Origin of the sequence: Mesorhizobium sp. YIM 152430 (assembly GCF_029210365.1) — a bacterium.
Taxonomy (GTDB): Bacteria; Pseudomonadota; Alphaproteobacteria; order Rhizobiales; family Rhizobiaceae; genus Aliihoeflea.
Genome location: NZ_JARGES010000027.1, coordinates 191,582 through 209,679 on the forward strand (window position 1 = coordinate 191,582; position 18,098 = coordinate 209,679).

Consider the following 18,098-nt stretch of genomic DNA (forward strand, 5'->3'; position numbering starts at 1 on the left):
CGCACTTTCAATGCCATTTGGGCGTGGCGCCCTGGCCTTTTTCGTCGATCAGGATGCCGCGGGCGAAGCGGTCGAGCGTGAAGGCGGCGTTGAGCGGGTGGGCTTCACCCCGCGCGATGGTGTGCGCGAAGCACCAGCCGGAGGCAGGCGTCGCCTTGAAGCCGCCATAGCACCAGCCGCAGTTCAGGAACATCCCGGGGAGGGGCCCCGGCGTGATGATCGGCGAGCCGTCCATCGACATGTCCATGACGCCGCCCCATGAGCGCAGGAGCCGCACGCGCGCGAGGTTGGGGAACATGGCGAGAAGCTCGCTCATGACTTCTTCCACCAGCGGCAGGTTTCCGCGCTGGGCGTAGGTGTTGTAGCCGTCGAGATCGCCGCCGAAGACGAGGCCGCCCTTGTCGGATTGCGAGACGTAGAGATGGCCGCCGCCGAAGGTGACGACCTGATTGATGAGGGGCTTGAGCGATTCGGAGACGAAGGCCTGGAGGACGTGGCTCTCGATCGGCAGATTGTCGATGCCGGCGAGCTTCATGACGCGGCCGGTGGAGCCGGCGACGGCGACGGCGACCTTCTTGGCGCGGATTTCGCCGCGCGTGGTGGTGACGCCGACGACGCGCTCGCCCTCGCGCAGGAAGCCGGTGACCTCGCAATTCTCGAGGATGTCGACGCCGCGACGGTCGGCGCCGCGCGCATAGCCCCACGCGACGGCATCGTGGCGGGCGGTGCCGGCGCGCGGTTGCAGGAGCCCGCCGAGGACGGGGAAGCGCGCGGATGCCGACATGTCAAGGCCGGGCACCATGCGCGCGACTTCCTCGCGGCCGAGAAGGACGGCGTCGCCGCCTTCGTGGCGCATCGCGTTGCCGCGCCGCGCGTGCTCGTCCATCTGCGCCGGCGTGTGGGCGAGGTTGAGGACGCCGCGCTGCGAAAACATGACGTTGTAGTTGAGATCGTGGGAGAGGTTCTCCCACAGCTTCATCGAATGCTCGTAGAAGCGGATATTGTCCGGCAGGAGGTAGTTGGAGCGGACGATGGTGGTGTTGCGGCCGACATTGCCAGAGCCGAGATAGCCCTTTTCGAGCACCGCGACATTGGTGATGCCGTGCTCCTTGGCGAGGTAGTAGGCGGTCGACAGGCCGTGTCCGCCGCCGCCGATGACGATGACGTCATAGGAGGGGCGCGGGTCCGGCTTGCGCCAGGCCGGTTTCCAGTCCTCGTTTCCGGAAAGGGCGTTCCTCAGGAGGGAAAGGAACGAGTATTCGGCCATGCGGGTCCCCGCTCAGGATGAAGCGTTGCGACTGGGGACGGTATAGATCACGCCCGCCGGCCAACGCAAATAAAGCGCCATCGGCTTTCGCTATGCCGACCTTTGGCAATTCGAGATCGCCTGCGTCGCGGGGCGTTTCCGCGATGTCGCAAACAGGCCTGAAACCGGCTTTGGCGCCATCCTATTGTCCGCGAAATTCGATGCAGTCCGCACGATGAAAGATGCGCTGCCAATCACTTGTTCGGGGAGCAATCGGGACATGAAAGACAAAGCGCGTGCGGTCGTCATCGGCGGAGGCGTGGTCGGCGTCTCGACGCTCTACCATCTGGCGAAGAAGGGCTGGTCGGACGTCGTCCTGATCGAGCGCAAGGAATTGACCTCTGGCTCGACCTGGCACGCGGCGGGCCTCTTGCCGCTCTTCAACATGAGCTATTCGGTCGGCCAGATTCACCGCTATTCGGTGAAGTTCTATCAGGAGCTCCAGAAAGAGACCGGCATGAATGTCGGCTTCTCCCAGGTGACCAACATCCGCCTTGCCCGCACCAGGGACCGCTGGGACGAATACATGTATTACGCCGGCGTCGCCGAGACGCTGGGCATTCCCGTCAATGTGCTGACGCCCGAACAGGTCAAGGAAATCTGGCCGCTGTGCGAGACCGACGGGCTTCTCGGCGCGATCCAGCATCCCGACGACGGCTACATCCAGCCGGCCGATCTGACGCAGGCGCTGGCCAAGGGCGCGCGCGACCGCGGCGCCACGATCTACCGCAACACCACCGTTACGGCGATAGAGCAGACCTCCGACGGCAAGTGGCTGGTGAAGACCGACAAGGGCGACATCGAGGCCGAGCACATCGTCTCGGCGACCGGAAATTTCGCGCGCAAGACGGGCGAAATGGTCGGGCTCAACGTGCCGGTCATTCCGGTCGAGCACCAATACATCGTAACCGAGCCGCATCCGGCGATCGTCGAGCGCAGGAAAAAGGGCTTGCCGGAAATGGGCGTGCTGCGCGAGAGCGACTCGTCCTGGTACATGCGCGAGGAAAATGGCGGGCTGCTGCTCGGGCCCTACGAGCACGGAGCTCCGGTCTGCTATGTCGACGGTCCGTCGGACGATTCCGAATACGAGCTCTTCCAGGAAGATCTCGAGCGGCTGATGCCGCATATCGAAACGGCGATTGCGCGCGTCCCGGCCTTTGGCGAAGTCGGTATCAAGAAGGTCTATAACGGCGCCATCGCCTACACGCCGGACGGCTCGCCGATCATCGGCCCCGCGCCGGGCTTGAAGAATTTCTGGCTGAACGAGGGCCATTCCTTCGGCGTGACGGCGGCCGGCGGCGCCGGCTGGCAGTTGGCCGAATGGATTGTCGACGGCGAGCCGACCATCGACATGATGGGCGTCGATCCGCGCCGCTTCGGCCCCTACGCGACCGAGGGCTACCTGAAGGCGAAGAACGAGGAAGCCTATGCCAACGTCTTCACCATGCACTATCCCGACGAGGAGCGGGCGGCCGCCCGTCCGCTCAAGACGACGCCGGTCTATTCGCGGCTGAAGGAGATGGGCGCGGTGTTCGGCTCGGTCTATGGCTGGGAGCGCGCCAACTGGTTCGCGCCGGAAGGCTACGAGGTGCCGGCGGCGGAGCTTGGCGTCGGCGCGGACGTGCTGACCAGCCACAACCACGCGCCGGCGTTGGAAGACGGCCGGATCGTCGAGCGCTGGTCGTTCCGCCGATCCAACTATTTCGATCATGTCGGCGCCGAAGTGAAGAACGTTCACGAGAATGTCGGCGTGCTCGACATGTCGGCCTTCGCCAAGATGGAAGTGTCGGGGCCGGGCGCGCGCGCCTGGTTGGACTCGATCCTCGCCAACCGCATCCCCAAGAAGCGCGGCCGCATCGCGCTGACGCATCTTTTGACGAAGGCGGGCGGCGTGAAGAGCGAGTTCACGGTCTATGAGTGGAAGCCGGGCCGGTTCTACCTCGTCTCGGCCGGCGCCTACGAGGCGCACGACCATGACGTCCTCGCCAAGCTGGCGCCGACCGATGGCTCGGTCGTTCTCCAGCCGATCACGCAGATGTATGGCGTGCTGGTGCTGGCCGGCCCGAAGAGCCGCGACGTCATGAAGAAGCTTACCCGCACCAGCCTGACGAATGCCGACTTTCCATGGCTGTCGGGCAAGGAGATCGCGATCGGGACGGGAACGGCCCATGCGCTGCGCGTCAATTTCGTCGGTGAACTCGGCTGGGAACTGCATCATCCGATCGAGCAGCAGAACGCGATCTTCGATGCGCTGATGGAGGCGGGCGCCGAATTCGGCATCAAGCCGTTCGGCATCCGGGCGATGACGGCGATGGCCATCGAAAAGAGCTATCGCCTGATCCCGCGCGAGCTTTCGATCGAATATTCCGCCTGGGAAAGCGGGCTCGACCGTTTCGTCCATCCCGACAAGGGCGACTTCATCGGCCGCGACGCGCTGGTGAAGCTCAAGGAGACGGGCGCGAGCTGGAATTTTGTCACGATCGAAGTCCACGGCGTCACCGATGCAGACGCGCGCGGCAACGAGGCGATTCACAAGGATGGCACGCTTGTCGGCCGCGCGACTCATGGCGGCTATGGCTGGCGCATCGGCAAGAGCATCGCTCTGGCGATGGTAAAGCCGGAATTTGCCGGCGAGGGGACGGAACTGGAAATCCAGATCCTCGGCAAGAAGCACAAGGCGACGGTGATAGCCGAAAGCCCGTTCGACGCCGAAAACGCGGCGCTGCGCGCGGATGGGTGAAGGCCAGGTCTGGGCGTCATCCCGGCCGAAGTCCGAGCGTAGCGAGGTGGGAGCCGGGACCCACTCCGTGAACTTGCAAGGTCACGGGATGGGTCCCGCATAGCCTTCGCTTCGCTTCGGCTTGCGGGATGACGCCGATCTGAAACGACCACTCGCCCTGTATTCCGTAACGTCATCGTGAATGGAGAAGCCCGGCATGTCCGGGCTTTTCGCTTTGTGATCGGGGGATCGTGCGTATCCTCGTCACATGACCGTCACTGTTCGATCCATTCCTTCGATCACAGGCAGCGTCGCATTCGCGCTGGTGATGGCAAGCGCCCCGATCCAAAGCGCATTCGCCGAGCAGGAGATCGTCGACGTCCAGCTCGTGCTCGCTGCCGACGTCTCCCTGTCCATGTCCTATGAGGAACTGCGCATCCAGCGCGACGGCTACGTCGCGGCGCTGACCCATGAAAGCGTGATCCAGGCGATCAAGGACGGCGCCTACGGCAAGATCGCATTCGCCATGTTCGAGTGGGCGGGCAACGAATCGCACTATGTCGTCGTCCCGTGGACGATCATTGCCTCGCGCGAGGATGCCGAGGCGGTCGCGGCGCTGATCGCCCAGCAGCATACCAACAGCGCGCGCCGCACCTCGATTTCAGGGGCGCTGGACTTTGCCGGCGATCTTTTCGCCGAAAGCAACTATCGCGGCCTGCGCCGCGTTGTCGACATCTCCGGTGACGGCCCGAACAATCAGGGCGGCCCGGTCGTCGAGGCGCGCGACCGGCTGCTGGAGCAGGGGATCGTCATCAACGGCCTGCCCTTGATGACCGAGAGCGGCATGAGCACCGTTTTCGACGTGCCCGATCTCGATGAATACTACTCGTACTGCGTGACCGGCGGGCCGGGCTCCTTCGTCATCCCGGTCAATGAGTGGGATCAGTTTCCCGAGGCCGTGCGCCGCAAGCTGGTGCTGGAGCTTGCCGGGCCTTGGTCGCCGACATGGCGGGATTATGCCGCGCAGGCGCCGGTTGTCCGGGTGTCGAATGTCGAGGCGTATGATTGCCTGATCGGCGAGAAGCGGTGGATGAATCGCAGTTGGAACTGGCCGAGTCCGTAGCGGCATGGCCATTTTCGCGCCGGCTGGCCTGCAAGCGACAGCTTTCGACTCAGCCGACCCCGAAACTGACCATGCCGCGCGTCGAGCGTCGACCGTTATGCCACGAGCAACTGCCGCCGTTCGCCGCGCTCCTGCTGCGGGGAACGGGCGTAGACTTCGCGGTAGCACTTCGAAAAATGCGAGGCGGAGACGAAGCCGCAGGCGACCGCGACTTCGACGACCGGCATGGCCGACTGGAGCAGGAGGTGGCGGGCGCGGTCGAGCCGGATTTCGAGATAGTAGCGCGCCGGCGAGCGGCCCATCTCCTGCCGGAACAGCCTTTCGATCTGGCGGCGTGAAAGGCCGACATGGTCGGCGATCTCGATCAGCGACAGCGGCTCGGTCAAATTCGCCTCCATCAGTTCGATGATGGTCAGGACCTTGGAGTTCTGGACGCCCAGGCGGGCCCGCAGCGGCAGGCGCTGGCGATCCGTCGGGCTGCGCACGCGGTCGGTCAGGACCTGCTCGCAGACGCGGTTGACCAGATGCTCGTCGAAATCATCGCCGATCAGCTTCAGCATCATGTCGAGCGCGGCGGTGCCGCCGGCGCAGGTATAGATGTTCTGGTCGACCTCGAAGAGATCGGCGAACACGTTCGCTTTCGGGAAGGCTTCGGCAAATCCCGGCAGGTTCTCCCAGTGGATCGCGCAGCGGCGATTGGAAAGAAGCCCGGCGGCGGCGAGAACATGGGCCCCGGTGCAAAGTCCGCCGATTGCGACGCCGCGATTGTATTCCTCGCGCAGCCAGGCGAACGTCGTCTTGTTGGAATAGGCTTCGATGTTGACGCCCGAGCAGACGATGACCATGGACGGACGGTCGCCGCCCGTCATCTTGCGCCGCTCGACCTCGAGCGAGGTATCGACCGCGCATTCGACCGAATTCGACGCCTTGACGGGCTTGCCGTCGAGGCTGGCCAGCCGCCACTCATAGGCAGCGTAACCGAGCATCCGGTTGGCCGCGCGCAACGGCTCGATGGCCGTCGCGAAGGCGATCAAGGTGAAGTCGGGAACCAGAAAGAAAACGATCGAACGCTTGACGGTATTTCGGGCGTTCATTCCACACCTCGCCGCAGGCCCGTGACGCAGGCCGTCCATGTCGCTTTCCGGCCAGCCTCAACAGGAAAACCGTTAGCTGTCAATGGAATGCGACAGCTTGGTGACAGCAATTTGTTCGTGGGTTTCGGCGCAGCGGGCGCAACACGAAAAACCGTGCGGAACAGGCGTTCCGCACGGCATTATGTGTGGTGAAGCGTGATCAGACGAAATGGCCGAGACGCGAGGCGTTCAGGGCGCCGGTCTGACCGGGCATGGTGCGGCCGAGCCGCTGCCGCTCGAGCGCGGTGGCGATGTTGGACGAGCGCTTCCGGGGGAAAAATCGGTTCAGGAACTTCATGACACGTCTCCATTCGTTGATGACACGCGCAACGGCCTTCGCATCGTGGAGTGGGGTCGTTCGTCGTTGCCGCACATATAGGCACGCGCAACCGGTTTTTGCGCTGCAAAAGCGAAGTGCGACGATGCAAAAACGACATTCCTCATTTCCAGAAGAAGGTATTGCCTCCGTGCCTATCCAAGCCTGAGATTCGGGCAGGCGGGAAACCCCGCGCGCGCATTCTCCTCGAAGGCGTCGAAGAGGGACGGGCGCATCAGATCCGCCTGCATGTCGTGCGGCAGGTCGGAGAAGAACAGGAAGGCTTCCAGGCGCCGGCGGCGGGCACGGCGCACCGCCAGATGATCGCGCAAACGCGACAGGAGCGAGCGGTTCATCGGAAGTTCCTCCCGTCCCAGAAACGGTCGACCTCGTTGCCGGAGGCGAAGCGGTCCGGCCAGCCGATGTCGCGGCGCGTTTCGGGCGACAGGTTGCGCATCAGCGCTTCGCTGCGCTGGCGATGGTGGATGGCGCGCAGCCCGTCGACCAGATGCGAGAAGGCGGAGAGCGTGAACATGGCAAATCTCCTTTGGTTCGCTGGCTCTTCGATGGATTGACAATGCGCCCCTCCCGATATTCAATCAATCGAAATGAAATGATCCCATCATTCAGGAATGTTGATCATGAACGCCCCGCTCAACCACCCCATGCCGCTGCTCGATCTGGACGTGTTGCGCACCTTCGTCGCCATCGCCGAGACAGGCAGCTTCACCGCCGCGGCCAACGCGGTGTTCCGCACGCCGTCGGCGGTTTCGATGCAGATCAAGAAGCTGGAAGAAATTCTGGGGCGGTCGGTATTCTCGCGCGATGCAAGGTCCGTGACGCTGACCAATGACGGCGAGATGCTGATCGGCTATGCGCGGCGGCTGATCGCGCTCAACCGCGAGGCGGTGTCGAAATTCATCATTCCCGACATTTCCGGCGTGGTGCGGCTCGGCTCGCCCGACGATTACGGCGAGCGCGTGCTGCCGCATGTGCTCAAGCGCTTCGCGCAGACGCATCCGGCGATCGCCGTCGACGTCGTCATCGACCAGTCGGGCAATCTGAAGCGTCGGATGGCCGATGGCGGGCTCGACATCACGCTCTTCACCGTCTGCCGTTCGATTCCGGCGGAGGCCGAGGTTCTGCTGACCGAGCCGATCGTCTGGGGCGGCGCGAAGGGCGGCTGCGCCCATATGCGCGAGCCGCTGCCGCTGTCGATATGGGAAGAGGGGTGCGCGTGGCGCGCGGCGGCGCTGGAAGCGCTGGGCAGGGCGGGCCGCGAATACCGCATCGCCTATATGAGCGCACACACGGCGGGCCAGCGTTCGGCGATCCTGTCCGACCTGGCGGTGGCGCCGCTGCCCAAATCCTTCATTGGCGAGGAGATCGTGGCGCTCGGGCCGGAGGAAGGGCTGCCACTTCTGCCGACCTACAATCTGGCGATGATCGTCGCGCCGGACGCCTCGGCGCCGGTCAAGGCGGCGGCGGACCACATCCGCGCGACGTTCGAGAGTTTCCGCGAGACGGGGAAATTCTGACACGTGTTTCTGGCGGCCGAAGCCTTCAAACCGCCAGCCGTGTCGTGTGCTTGATGCTTTTCAGCACCAGATTGGTGCGCACGTTCGCAATGCCCGGCAGCCGGAAGAGGAAACCTTCGAGGAAGGCGTTGTAGGCGTCGAGATCGGCGCAGAGGACGCGCAGGTGATAGTCGGCTTCGCCGGTGGTCGAGAAACAGTCGAGCACTTCGGGCCGGCGCTGGACTTCGGCGATGAAGGTGTCGACATGGCCTTGCTCGTGGCGGGTGAGCGTGACGTGAACCATGGCGTGGAACTTGAGGCCAGCTTTGCCAGGGTCGAGCACGGCGCGGTAATCGCTGATGATCCCGGAATCTTCCAGCGCGCGGACACGGCGCCAGCAGGCGGAGGCCGACATGCCGGTCTGGTCGGCAAGTTCCTGGTTGGAGATGCGGCCGTTTTCTTGCAGGATCGAAAGCAGGCGGCAGTCCTGTTCTTCCAGTTGCATCGCAATATCCGAATGAATTGACCGAAAAAGAGCCATTGAGCGGTAGATGTTCGCGCATCTATGGCTTTTGGCCTCGAAAACGGCAAGCTCTTTCACCCGATCGGGCGTATCCTGTCGCCAGCCACATCGGGAGATCAGCCATGACTGCGCACGCGCCCATCCGCAAACTCGCCCGCTACCAGCTCAAGGATCGCTACGAGATGGAGCGAGGCCGCGTCTTCATGACGGGCACACAGGCGCTGGTGCGGATCGCGCTCGATCAATCACGGAGGGATCGCGATGCCGGAAGGAAAACCGGTGGGTTCATTTCCGGCTATCGCGGCTCGCCGCTTGGGGGGCTCGATCTCGAATTGTGGCGGATCGGCAGGAAGCTGAAGGATGCCCGGATCGAATTCCTGCCGGCGGTGAACGAGGATCTGGCGGCAACGGCTGTGCTGGGATCGCAGCAGGTCGAGACCAACCCGAAGCGCGAAGTCGATGGCGTCTTCGGCATGTGGTACGGCAAGGGGCCGGGCGTCGACCGTTCGGGCGATGCGCTGAAGCACGGCAATGCCTATGGCTCTTCGCCCCATGGCGGCGTGCTGGTGATCGCCGGCGACGACCATGGCTGCGTCTCGTCCTCCATGCCGCACCAGTCGGACGTCGCCTTCATGGCGTGGTTCATGCCGACGCTGAACCCGGCGAGCGTGGCCGAATATCTGGAGTTCGGCGAATATGGCTACGCGCTGTCGCGCTATTCGGGCATGTGGGTCGGCTTCAAGGCGATTTCGGAGACGGTCGAATCGGGCGCCTCGTTCGAGCTGAAGGCGGACCGGCAGTTCCAGGCGCCGGACTTCACCCCGCCGCCCGGCGGGCTCCACTATCGCTGGCCGGACCTGCCCGGACCGCAGATCGAGGAGCGGATGGAGGCGAAGAAGCAGGCGGTGTTCGCCTTCGCCGAGGCCAATCCGATCGACAGGCACATCTATGAGGTGCGCGACGCCAGGTTCGGCATCGTGACGACCGGCAAGGGCCATCTCGATTTGATGGAGGCGCTGCGGCTGCTCGGCATCGGGGAGGCAGAGTGCCGCGCGCTCGGTATCGACATCTACAAGGTCGGCATGGTGTGGCCGCTGGCGCGCCGCGATGCGCTCGACTTCGTGCGCGGCAAGGAGGAAGTGCTCGTCATCGAGGAAAAGCGCGGCATCATCGAAAGCCAGTTCAAGGAATATTTCTACGACTGGCCGGGCGACAAGCCGAGGCGGATGGTCGGCAAGCGCGACGAGGCGGGCGAGCGGCTGGTGCCATGGACGGGCGAACTGTCGCCGCGCCAACTCGTGCCGATCGTCGCGAAGCGGCTCGACGGGATTTTTCCGGGACATGGATTTATGGAGCGGGCGCGGCGGATCGAGAATGCGCCGCGCATTTCGCTGGCTGTCGAAGGCGCGACGCGCACGCCCTATTTCTGCTCGGGCTGCCCGCACAATACCTCGACCAAGGTGCCGGATGGCTCGCAGGCGTTGGCCGGTATCGGCTGTCATTTCATGGCGTCCTGGATGGATCGCGAGACGAGTTCGCTGATCCAGATGGGCGGCGAGGGGGTGAACTGGGCGGCGTCCTCGCTCTTCACCGGCAAGGGCCATGTGTTCCAGAATCTGGGCGAGGGCACCTATTACCATTCAGGCTCGATGGCGATCCGGCAGGCGATCGCGGCGAAGGCCAACATCACCTACAAGATCCTGTTCAACGACGCGGTGGCGATGACCGGCGGCCAGCCGGTGGACGGGCCGATCTCGGTCCACGCAATCGCGGCCGAGGTGCGGGCGGAAGGCGTGGAGCGCATCGCGCTCGTCTCGGACGATCCCGACAAGTTCTCGATGCAGGACTTCCCCGCCGGAACAACGCTGCATCATCGCCGCGAAATGGACGCCGTGCAGCGCGAACTGCGTGACGTGAAGGGCGTGTCGGTGCTGATCTACGAACAGACCTGCGCGACCGAGAAGCGGCGGCGGCGCAAGCGCGGCACGATGGAAGACCCGAAGAGGTTCGTCGTCATCAACGAGCTCGTCTGCGAGGGCTGCGGCGACTGCTCGGTCGAATCGAACTGCCTGTCGGTCGAACCGCTGGAAACGGAGTTCGGCACCAAGAGGCGCATCAACCAGTCGTCCTGCAACAAGGATTTCTCGTGCCTCAACGGTTTCTGCCCGAGCTTCGTGACCGTGGAGGGCGCGACGCGCAGGAAGAAGAGCGGCGTCGAGTTCGACCTGGCGGCGCTTGCCGCGGATATCCCGGCACCTGAAATCCCGGCGCTGGAAAAGCCCTTCGATCTGCTCATCACCGGCGTCGGCGGAACGGGCGTGGTGACGGTCGGGCAACTCGTCACCATGGCGGCGCATCTGGAGGCGAAGGGCGCGACCGTGCTCGACTTCACCGGCTTTGCGCAGAAATTCGGGCCGGTGCTGTCCTTCGTCAGGCTTGCGTCGAGCCCTCAGGCGATCCATCAGGTGCGGATCGACGGCGGAGCGGCCGACGCGCTGATCGGCTGCGACATCGTGGTCTCGTCGTCGCCGAAGGCATCCGCGACCTATCGCGCGGGCATGAAGGCGGCGGTGAACCTGGCGAAGATGCCGACCGGCGACATTGTGCGCAAGCGCGACGCAGATCTTGCCGTCGACCGGCGGCTGGAGGCGATTTCGGGGGTGGTGGGCGAGGGGGCGCTGACGGCGGTCGACGCCAATGCGCTGTCGGAAAAGCTGATGGGCGACACCGTGTTCGCCAATGTCATGATGCTCGGTTTTGCCTGGCAACTCGGACTGGTGCCGGTTGGCCATGAGGCGTTGCGGCAGGCGATCGAACTCAACGGCGTCGCGATCGAGGAGAACCATCGCGCCTTTCTGATCGGCCGGCTGGCGGCAGCGAAGCCTGAAGCGATTGCCGGCCTGTTCAAGCCGAAGCCAGTTTCGGGCGAAACGCTGGACCAGATCGTCACGCGCCGCGAGGCGTTTTTGACCGACTATCAGGACGCAGACTATGCGCGGCGCTACCGTGCGTTCGTCGACCGCGTGCAGGCGGCGGAGTCCGGTCTCGGCTCTCAAAAACTGACGGAAGCCGTGGCGCGTTCGCTGTTCAAGCTGATGGCCTACAAGGACGAATACGAAGTGGCGCGGCTGCATACGCAGACGGGGCTGAAGGAAAAGCTCGCGGCCGAATTCGAGGGCGACTGGAAGTTCGTTCATCACCTCGCGCCGCCGATGATGGGCGGGGAGAAAGATGCACGGGGACGGCCCTTGAAGCGCACATTCGGGCCGTGGATCAGGAAGCCGTTCCATGTTCTGGCGCGCATGAAGCGCCTGCGTGGCACGCCGTTCGATCCCTTCGGCTACACCGCCGAGCGGCGCATGGAGCGGGATCTGATCGTCTGGTATGAGGCGAAGATCGAGGAGGCGCTGGCGCGGCTTTCCCCGCAGACTCAGGACGCGATTGCCGCCGCGATGGCCCTGCCGATGCAGATTCGCGGCTTCGGTCCGGTGAAGGACAAGGCGGTGGCGGAGGTTCGGCCGAAGCTGGATGGGGTGCTGGCGGGGCTTTGATCGTGTGCGGCGTCGTGCGTCCTTCGAGGCTCGCCCGCCGAGATGTGTGCCTCCCATTTCAAGGTGTGCGAGCCTGCCGGCGGTAGAAGAGAAGAGCGCATTTGTGGCGGGCGAGCCTCGAAGGACGCACCGCCATCCCGCGCATCCTCACGATTTGTGACTGGCCCCCAAGGTTAGGCTTGCGTCCTCCGGGTCGCTGCGCTAACCCTCGCCGCGTTGCAACAAGGCCCATTGCCGATCCCGTTTCAGGCTGGCGAAAGTGTCGCGCTACTTCTCCTGGCGCCACCCCGCTATAATCAGGGATCGACGTTCAACGGGAAGTCGGTTCATGAACGAAGTGCTCGCGTCCTATCTGCCCATCGTGATCTTCATGGGTGTGGCGCTGATCGTCGGTCTGGCGCTGATCGCGGCGCCGTTCCTCGTCGCCTATCGCAACCCGGACCCGGAAAAACTGTCGGCCTATGAGTGCGGCTTCAACGCCTTCGACGACGCGCGCATGAAGTTCGACATCCGCTTCTATCTCGTCGCCATCCTGTTCATCATCTTCGATCTCGAAGTCGCCTTCCTCTTCCCCTGGGCGGTCTCGTTCGGCGAGATCGGGATGCTCGGCTTCTGGTCGATGATGATCTTCCTGGGCGTCCTGACGGTCGGCTTCATCTACGAATGGAAAAAGGGAGCGCTGGAATGGGATTGATCGATAACTCCCAGACGCTCGTCGCGCCGCAGCCCAAGGGTCTCGTCGACCCGCGCACGGGCAATCCGATCGGCTCGGACGATCCGTTCTTCCTCAACGTCAAGGAAGAACTGGACGACAAGGGCTTTCTGGTCACCTCGTCAGAGGCGCTGATCACCTGGGCGCGCTCCGGCTCGCTGATGTTCATGACCTTCGGCCTGGCCTGCTGCGCCGTGGAGATGATCCACACCTCCATGCCGCGCTACGATTCGGAGCGGTTCGGCGTCGCGCCGCGCGCATCGCCGCGCCAGTCCGACATCATGATCGTCGCCGGCACGCTGACCAACAAGATGGCGCCCGCTTTGCGCAAGGTCTACGACCAGATGCCCGAACCGCGCTACGTCATCTCGATGGGATCGTGCGCCAATGGCGGCGGCTATTACCATTATTCCTATTCTGTGGTGCGCGGCTGCGACCGTATCGTGCCGGTCGACATCTACGTGCCGGGCTGCCCGCCTTCGGCCGAAGCGCTGCTCTACGGCATTCTTCTCCTGCAAAAGAAGATCCGCCGCACCGGCACGATCGAGCGCTAGGACAGACGAATGAGCGAAGCTCTCAAAGACCTCGCCGCCTATATAACGGAGCGGCTGGATGCGCAGGTTCAGGACGCCATCGTCGCCTTCGGCGATCTGACGGTCCATGTCGAGCCCGCCGACCTGATCGATGTGCTCGAATTCCTGAAGAACGACGTGCAGTGCCGTTTCGTGTCGATCATCGACATCTGTGGCGCCGACTATCCAGCGCGCGAGAAACGCTTCGACGTCGTCTACCACCTGCTCTCGCCCTATACGAACCAGCGTATCCGCCTGAAGGTGAGAACCGACGAGGACAATCCGATCCCCTCGGCAACGGAGGTCTTCCCCGGCGCCGACTGGTTCGAGCGCGAGACCTACGATCTCTACGGCGTGCTGTTCACCGGCCACCCGGACCTGCGCCGCATCCTGACCGACTACGGTTTCGAGGGACATCCCTTGAGGAAGGACTTCCCGCTGACCGGCTTCGTCGAGGTTCGTTACGACGACGAGGTCAAGCGCGTGGTCTACGAGCCCGTCGAACTGAAGCAGGAATTCCGCAACTTCGACTTCCTCTCGCCGTGGGAAGGCACTGATTACGTGCTGCCGGGCGATGAGAAGGCGAAGCAGTGATGCGGCAGGTCGGCACTCGGCAATCGGCAGTCGGATGACAGACGAGAACGAAATTCGCTCGTATCGAGATCTTCGGGTATGGAATGAGGCAATGGAACTGGCGGCAGACTGCTACCGAATGACGACATCCTTTCCTCGTGATGAAATGTTTGGGATGACCGCTCAGATTCGCCGAGCAGGAGCGTCGATTCCGGCCAACATCGCGGAAGGTTATGGACGCGATAGTACGGGCAACTATGTGCAATTTCTGAAGACTGCGCAGGGGTCGCTGAAGGAACTGGAAACACACGTCTTGCTGGCTGCCAAGGTTGGTCTGGTGCCTCAGGAAAGATCAGCGCCCTTGCTTGAGCGAGCCGAAACCGTAGGAAAAATGTTGCGCGGATTGATGCGTTCGATCCGTCCGACCGGAGGTCAGGCTTAATGCGATTGCCGATTGCCGACTGCCGACTGCCGAAGAGCAAACGCCGATGACCGAGCATTCCGTCCGCAACTTCAACATCAATTTCGGACCGCAGCATCCGGCGGCGCATGGCGTTCTGCGCCTCGTGCTGGAACTCGACGGCGAGGTCGTGGATCGTGTCGATCCGCATATCGGGCTGCTTCATCGCGGCACCGAAAAGCTGATCGAACACAAGACCTATCTCCAGGCCGTGCCCTATTTCGACCGGCTCGACTATTGCGCGCCGATGAACCAGGAGCACGCCTTCGCGCTGGCGGTCGAGCGGCTGCTCGGCATCGAGGTTCCGAAGCGCGGCCAGATCATCCGCGTGCTTTATTCCGAGATCGGCCGGGTGATGTCGCACATCTTGAATGTGACGACGCAGGCGCTCGACGTCGGCGCGCTGACGCCGCCGCTCTGGGGGTTCGAGGAACGCGAGAAGCTGTGCGTTTTCTACGAGCGCGCCTCGGGCAGCCGGATGCACGCGGCCTATTTCCGCCCCGGCGGCGTCCATCAGGACCTGCCGGACCAGCTTGTCGAGGATATCGGCAAATGGATCGATCCGTTCCTGAAGATGATGGACGATCTCGACGATCTTCTGACCGGCAACCGCATCTTCAAGCAGCGCAACGTCGATATCGGCGTGGTTTCGCTCGAGGATGCCTGGGCCTGGGGCTTTTCGGGCGTCATGGTGCGCGGGTCTGGCGCGGCATGGGATCTGCGCAAGTCGCAGCCCTATGAATGCTACGCCGAAATGGATTTCGACGTGCCCATCGGCAAGAACGGCGACTGTTTCGACCGCTATCTGATCCGCATGGAAGAGATGCGCCAGTCGGCGAAGATCATCCGCCAGTGCGTCGATCTTCTGCTGGGTGCCGAGAAGGTCGGTCCCGTTTCGTCGACGGACGGCAAGATCGTGCCGCCGAAGCGGCAGGCGATGAAGCGTTCGATGGAAGCGCTGATCCACCACTTCAAGCTCTACACCGAAGGCTACCGCGTGCCGGCCGGCGAGGTCTATGCCGCCGTCGAGGCGCCGAAGGGCGAGTTCGGCGTCTATCTCGTCGCCGACGGCACCAACAAGCCCTATCGTTGCAAGCTGCGCGCGCCCGGTTTCGCGCATCTTCAGGCGATGGATTTCCTCTGCCGCGGCCATCTCCTGGCCGACGTCTCCGCCGTTCTCGGCTCCCTCGACATCGTGTTTGGTGAGGTCGACCGCTAAATGTCCGTACGCCGTCTCGCAGAACCAGAATTCCAGCCCGCCAGCTTCGCTTTCGCAGGCGAGAATGTGGCCTGGGCCGAACAGACCATCCGGAAATACCCCGCCGGGCGTGAGCAGTCGGCGGTCATTCCGCTTTTGATGCGCGCGCAGGAGCAGGATGGATGGGTGACGCGGGCGGCGATCGAGCATGTCGCGCAAATGCTCGACATGCCGCTGATCCGCGTGCTCGAAGTCGCGACCTTCTACACGCAGTTTCAGTTGAAGCCGGTCGGCACCAAGGCGCACATTCAGGTCTGCGGCACGACGCCGTGCATGTTGCGCGGCTCCGAGGCGCTGATGGATGTGTGCCGCTCGAAGATCCATCACGACCAGTTCCATCTGAACGAGACCGGCACGCTGTCCTGGGAAGAGGTCGAATGTCAGGGTGCGTGCGTCAACGCGCCGATGGTCATGATCTTCAAGGATGCCTATGAGGATCTGACGCCCGAGCGTCTGGCCGAGATCATCGACGAGTTCGACGCGGGTAGGGGCGATGCCGTTCCGACGGGGCCGCAGATCGACCGGGTCTTTTCCGCGCCCGAAAGCGGCCTGACCTCGCTGACCGACGAGAAGGCAGTGCTGAAGGCGAACCGCAAGGCGGAGCCGAAAAAGGCTGGCGGCGACCAGCCGGAAGTCGCCCCGTCCCAGGCCGCCAAGCCGAAGACCGCCGCGCCGGAGACCGATCCGTCGATCAAGTCGCCATCGCCGGTCAAGGCAGAACCGGCCGCCGAGAAGGCTGCGAGCGTCGAGGCGCCGAAAGAGGACGAGGCCGCCGCCGATCTGGCGGAGCCCTCCGTCGAGGGCGAGGTGACGGCACGCGAGCATCCCCACAAGAAGGACGGGACGCCCGCCGACTATCGCGCGCCGGAAGACATGGAGGGCGGGCCGATCGGCCCCGCCGGCCGGCGCCGGAAGTCCGAAAAGGCGGCCGAGCGGGGCAAGCCCTCGCCCGAAGGCACGGCCGAGGTGAAGAAGCCCGCGCGCGCGAAGAAGCCGAAAACCGACGATGAAGGCGGAGCGAAGTGATGCTTCAGGACAAGGACCGCATCTTCACCAACATCTATGGCCGCTTCGACCAGTCGCTGAAAGGCGCGATGGCGCGCGGCCATTGGGACGGCACGGCCGGGCTCATCGCCAAGGGGCGTGACTGGATCGTCCAGGAGATGAAGGATTCGGGCCTGCGCGGACGTGGCGGCGCCGGTTTCCCGACCGGATTGAAATGGTCGTTCATGCCGAAGGCGGCATCGGACGAGCGTCCGCACTATCTCGTCGTCAATGCCGACGAATCCGAACCGGGCACCTGCAAGGACCGCGAAATCCTGCGCCACGATCCGCACACGCTGGTCGAGGGCTGCCTGATCGCCGGTTTCGCGATGGGCGCGCATACGGCCTATATCTATGTGCGCGGCGAGTTCATTCGCGAGCGCGAGGCGCTTCAGCGCGCCATCGACGAAGCCTATGATGCCGGGTTGCTGGGCAAGAACAACAAGAACGGCTGGGATTTCGACGTTTTCGTTCATCACGGCGCGGGCGCCTATATTTGCGGCGAGGAAACGGCGCTGCTGGAAAGCCTCGAAGGCAAGAAGGGCCAGCCGCGCCTGAAGCCGCCATTCCCGGCCAATGTCGGCCTCTATGGCTGCCCGACGACGGTCAACAATGTCGAATCGATCGCGGTCGCGCCGACGATCCTGCGCCGTGGCGCGGGCTGGTTCGCGGGCTTCGGCCGTCCGAACAATGTCGGCACCAAGCTTTTCTGCGTCTCCGGCCACGTCAACACGCCCTGCACGGTCGAAGAAGAGATGTCGATCCCGTTCCGCGAATTGATCGACCGCCATTGCGGCGGCATTCGCGGCGGCTGGGACAATCTGCTGGCTGTGATTCCAGGCGGCTCGTCGGTCCCGCTGGTGCCGGCCGAGCAGATCATCGACACGCCGATGGATTTCGATTCCCTGCGCGACCTGAAGTCGGGCCTCGGCACGGCGGCGGTCATCGTGATGGACAAGTCGACCGACATCGTGAAGGCGATCGCGCGGCTCTCCTATTTCTACAAGCATGAAAGCTGCGGCCAGTGTACGCCGTGCCGCGAGGGCACCGGCTGGATGTGGCGCGTGATGGAGCGTCTGGTGCGCGGCGAGGCGCAGAAGCGCGAGATCGACATGCTGCTCGACGTGACCAAGCAGGTGGAAGGCCACACGATCTGCGCGCTGGGCGACGCGGCCGCGTGGCCGATCCAGGGTCTGATCCGGCACTTCCGACCCGAGATCGAGCGCCGTATCGACGAATTCACGCGCAACAGCCACCGCGCCGCGCCGGCGCTGGTCGCTGCGGAGTAGGA

The 18,098-nt window shown here is 63.9% G+C and carries 17 protein-coding genes; 11 read left to right on the plus strand and 6 right to left on the minus strand.

The genetic code is table 11. The features are described from left to right. Window positions 1-7 precede the first annotated feature (7 nt). Complete coding sequence (locus tag PZ895_RS08685) at window positions 8-1,267, minus strand: sarcosine oxidase subunit beta family protein (RefSeq protein WP_275838625.1); 1,260 nt, start codon at window positions 1,265-1,267, stop codon at window positions 8-10. Between the two features lie 259 nt (window positions 1,268-1,526). On the opposite strand from PZ895_RS08685, the gene PZ895_RS08690 reads away from it, so the two are divergent. Then, the gene (locus tag PZ895_RS08690; protein WP_275838626.1) at window positions 1,527-4,046 is read left to right on the plus strand and encodes an FAD-dependent oxidoreductase; all 2,520 of its coding nucleotides are present in this window, start codon (window positions 1,527-1,529) and stop codon (window positions 4,044-4,046) included. A 307-nt stretch (window positions 4,047-4,353) separates the two neighbouring features. Continuing rightward, the gene (locus tag PZ895_RS08695; RefSeq protein WP_275838914.1) at window positions 4,354-5,148 is read left to right on the plus strand and encodes a DUF1194 domain-containing protein; all 795 of its coding nucleotides are present in this window, start codon (window positions 4,354-4,356) and stop codon (window positions 5,146-5,148) included. 95 nt (window positions 5,149-5,243) lie between these two features. Here the strand turns inward: PZ895_RS08695 and PZ895_RS08700 are convergent, their stop codons facing one another. The 4 genes from PZ895_RS08700 to PZ895_RS08715 all read right to left on the minus strand — a co-directional run bounded on the left by PZ895_RS08700 (window position 5,244) and on the right by PZ895_RS08715 (window position 7,132). Next, window positions 5,244-6,242: a GlxA family transcriptional regulator gene (locus PZ895_RS08700; protein ID WP_275838627.1), complete on the minus strand. Its 999-nt coding sequence runs from the start codon at window positions 6,240-6,242 to the stop codon at window positions 5,244-5,246. Window positions 6,243-6,441: 199 nt separating this feature from the next. Further along, a complete protein-coding gene (locus PZ895_RS08705) occupies window positions 6,442-6,579 on the minus strand; it encodes a hypothetical protein (protein WP_275838628.1) in 138 nt (45 codons plus the stop codon). Between the two features lie 173 nt (window positions 6,580-6,752). Continuing rightward, window positions 6,753-6,953 carry a hypothetical protein gene (locus tag PZ895_RS08710; protein WP_275838629.1) on the minus strand — a complete coding sequence of 67 codons (201 nt, stop codon included), beginning with the start codon at window positions 6,951-6,953 and terminating at the stop codon, window positions 6,753-6,755. Beyond that, window positions 6,950-7,132: a hypothetical protein gene (locus PZ895_RS08715; RefSeq protein ID WP_275838630.1), complete on the minus strand. Its 183-nt coding sequence runs from the start codon at window positions 7,130-7,132 to the stop codon at window positions 6,950-6,952. The genes PZ895_RS08710 and PZ895_RS08715 overlap by 4 nt, the downstream gene beginning before the upstream one ends. Before the next feature lie 106 nt (window positions 7,133-7,238). Between PZ895_RS08715 and PZ895_RS08720 the strand changes: the two genes are divergently transcribed. Beyond that, complete coding sequence (locus PZ895_RS08720; protein WP_275838631.1) at window positions 7,239-8,135, plus strand: LysR substrate-binding domain-containing protein; 897 nt, start codon at window positions 7,239-7,241, stop codon at window positions 8,133-8,135. A gap of 25 nt (window positions 8,136-8,160) precedes the next feature. Here the strand turns inward: PZ895_RS08720 and PZ895_RS08725 are convergent, their stop codons facing one another. Next, window positions 8,161-8,619 carry an Lrp/AsnC family transcriptional regulator gene (locus PZ895_RS08725; RefSeq protein WP_275838632.1) on the minus strand — a complete coding sequence of 153 codons (459 nt, stop codon included), beginning with the start codon at window positions 8,617-8,619 and terminating at the stop codon, window positions 8,161-8,163. 140 nt (window positions 8,620-8,759) lie between these two features. Here PZ895_RS08725 and PZ895_RS08730 point away from each other — a divergent pair, with 140 nt between their 5' ends. From PZ895_RS08730 to nuoF, 8 genes are all read left to right on the plus strand, one after another. Beyond that, entirely contained in the window at window positions 8,760-12,188 is a 3,429-nt protein-coding gene (locus PZ895_RS08730; protein ID WP_275838633.1) for an indolepyruvate ferredoxin oxidoreductase family protein, read from the plus strand. 328 nt (window positions 12,189-12,516) lie between these two features. Further along, a complete protein-coding gene (locus PZ895_RS08735; RefSeq protein ID WP_275838634.1) occupies window positions 12,517-12,882 on the plus strand; it encodes an NADH-quinone oxidoreductase subunit A in 366 nt (121 codons plus the stop codon). Continuing rightward, on the plus strand, window positions 12,873-13,454 hold the full coding sequence (locus PZ895_RS08740) for an NADH-quinone oxidoreductase subunit B (RefSeq protein WP_275838635.1): 582 nt from the start codon (window positions 12,873-12,875) through the stop codon (window positions 13,452-13,454). Before PZ895_RS08735 ends, PZ895_RS08740 begins: the two co-directional genes overlap by 10 nt. A gap of 9 nt (window positions 13,455-13,463) precedes the next feature. After that, complete coding sequence (locus PZ895_RS08745; RefSeq protein ID WP_275838636.1) at window positions 13,464-14,066, plus strand: NADH-quinone oxidoreductase subunit C; 603 nt, start codon at window positions 13,464-13,466, stop codon at window positions 14,064-14,066. A gap of 34 nt (window positions 14,067-14,100) precedes the next feature. Next, window positions 14,101-14,487, plus strand: coding sequence for a four helix bundle protein (locus PZ895_RS08750; protein WP_275838637.1), 387 nt, complete (start codon window positions 14,101-14,103; stop codon window positions 14,485-14,487). A 46-nt stretch (window positions 14,488-14,533) separates the two neighbouring features. Then, on the plus strand, window positions 14,534-15,724 hold the full coding sequence (locus PZ895_RS08755) for an NADH-quinone oxidoreductase subunit D (protein ID WP_275838638.1): 1,191 nt from the start codon (window positions 14,534-14,536) through the stop codon (window positions 15,722-15,724). Beyond that, window positions 15,725-16,789, plus strand: a complete 1,065-nt coding sequence (nuoE, locus tag PZ895_RS08760) for an NADH-quinone oxidoreductase subunit NuoE (RefSeq protein ID WP_275838639.1) — start codon at window positions 15,725-15,727, stop codon at window positions 16,787-16,789. Continuing rightward, window positions 16,789-18,096: an NADH-quinone oxidoreductase subunit NuoF gene (gene nuoF, locus PZ895_RS08765; RefSeq protein ID WP_275838640.1), complete on the plus strand. Its 1,308-nt coding sequence runs from the start codon at window positions 16,789-16,791 to the stop codon at window positions 18,094-18,096. Before nuoE ends, nuoF begins: the two co-directional genes overlap by 1 nt. The last annotated feature ends 2 nt before the right edge of the window (window positions 18,097-18,098 follow it).

Coding starts and splice junctions, on each gene's coding strand:
- PZ895_RS08685 (WP_275838625.1), bottom strand. CDS start 1,267: ATGGCCGAATACTCGTTCCTTTCCCTCCTGAGGAACGCCCTTTCCGGA.
- PZ895_RS08690 (WP_275838626.1), top strand. CDS start 1,527: ATGAAAGACAAAGCGCGTGCGGTCGTCATCGGCGGAGGCGTGGTCGGC.
- PZ895_RS08695 (WP_275838914.1), top strand. CDS start 4,354: ATGGCAAGCGCCCCGATCCAAAGCGCATTCGCCGAGCAGGAGATCGTC.
- PZ895_RS08700 (WP_275838627.1), bottom strand. CDS start 6,242: ATGAACGCCCGAAATACCGTCAAGCGTTCGATCGTTTTCTTTCTGGTT.
- PZ895_RS08705 (WP_275838628.1), bottom strand. CDS start 6,579: ATGAAGTTCCTGAACCGATTTTTCCCCCGGAAGCGCTCGTCCAACATC.
- PZ895_RS08710 (WP_275838629.1), bottom strand. CDS start 6,953: ATGAACCGCTCGCTCCTGTCGCGTTTGCGCGATCATCTGGCGGTGCGC.
- PZ895_RS08715 (WP_275838630.1), bottom strand. CDS start 7,132: ATGTTCACGCTCTCCGCCTTCTCGCATCTGGTCGACGGGCTGCGCGCC.
- PZ895_RS08720 (WP_275838631.1), top strand. CDS start 7,239: ATGAACGCCCCGCTCAACCACCCCATGCCGCTGCTCGATCTGGACGTG.
- PZ895_RS08725 (WP_275838632.1), bottom strand. CDS start 8,619: ATGCAACTGGAAGAACAGGACTGCCGCCTGCTTTCGATCCTGCAAGAA.
- PZ895_RS08730 (WP_275838633.1), top strand. CDS start 8,760: ATGACTGCGCACGCGCCCATCCGCAAACTCGCCCGCTACCAGCTCAAG.
- PZ895_RS08735 (WP_275838634.1), top strand. CDS start 12,517: ATGAACGAAGTGCTCGCGTCCTATCTGCCCATCGTGATCTTCATGGGT.
- PZ895_RS08740 (WP_275838635.1), top strand. CDS start 12,873: ATGGGATTGATCGATAACTCCCAGACGCTCGTCGCGCCGCAGCCCAAG.
- PZ895_RS08745 (WP_275838636.1), top strand. CDS start 13,464: ATGAGCGAAGCTCTCAAAGACCTCGCCGCCTATATAACGGAGCGGCTG.
- PZ895_RS08750 (WP_275838637.1), top strand. CDS start 14,101: ATGACAGACGAGAACGAAATTCGCTCGTATCGAGATCTTCGGGTATGG.
- PZ895_RS08755 (WP_275838638.1), top strand. CDS start 14,534: ATGACCGAGCATTCCGTCCGCAACTTCAACATCAATTTCGGACCGCAG.
- nuoE (WP_275838639.1), top strand. CDS start 15,725: ATGTCCGTACGCCGTCTCGCAGAACCAGAATTCCAGCCCGCCAGCTTC.
- nuoF (WP_275838640.1), top strand. CDS start 16,789: ATGCTTCAGGACAAGGACCGCATCTTCACCAACATCTATGGCCGCTTC.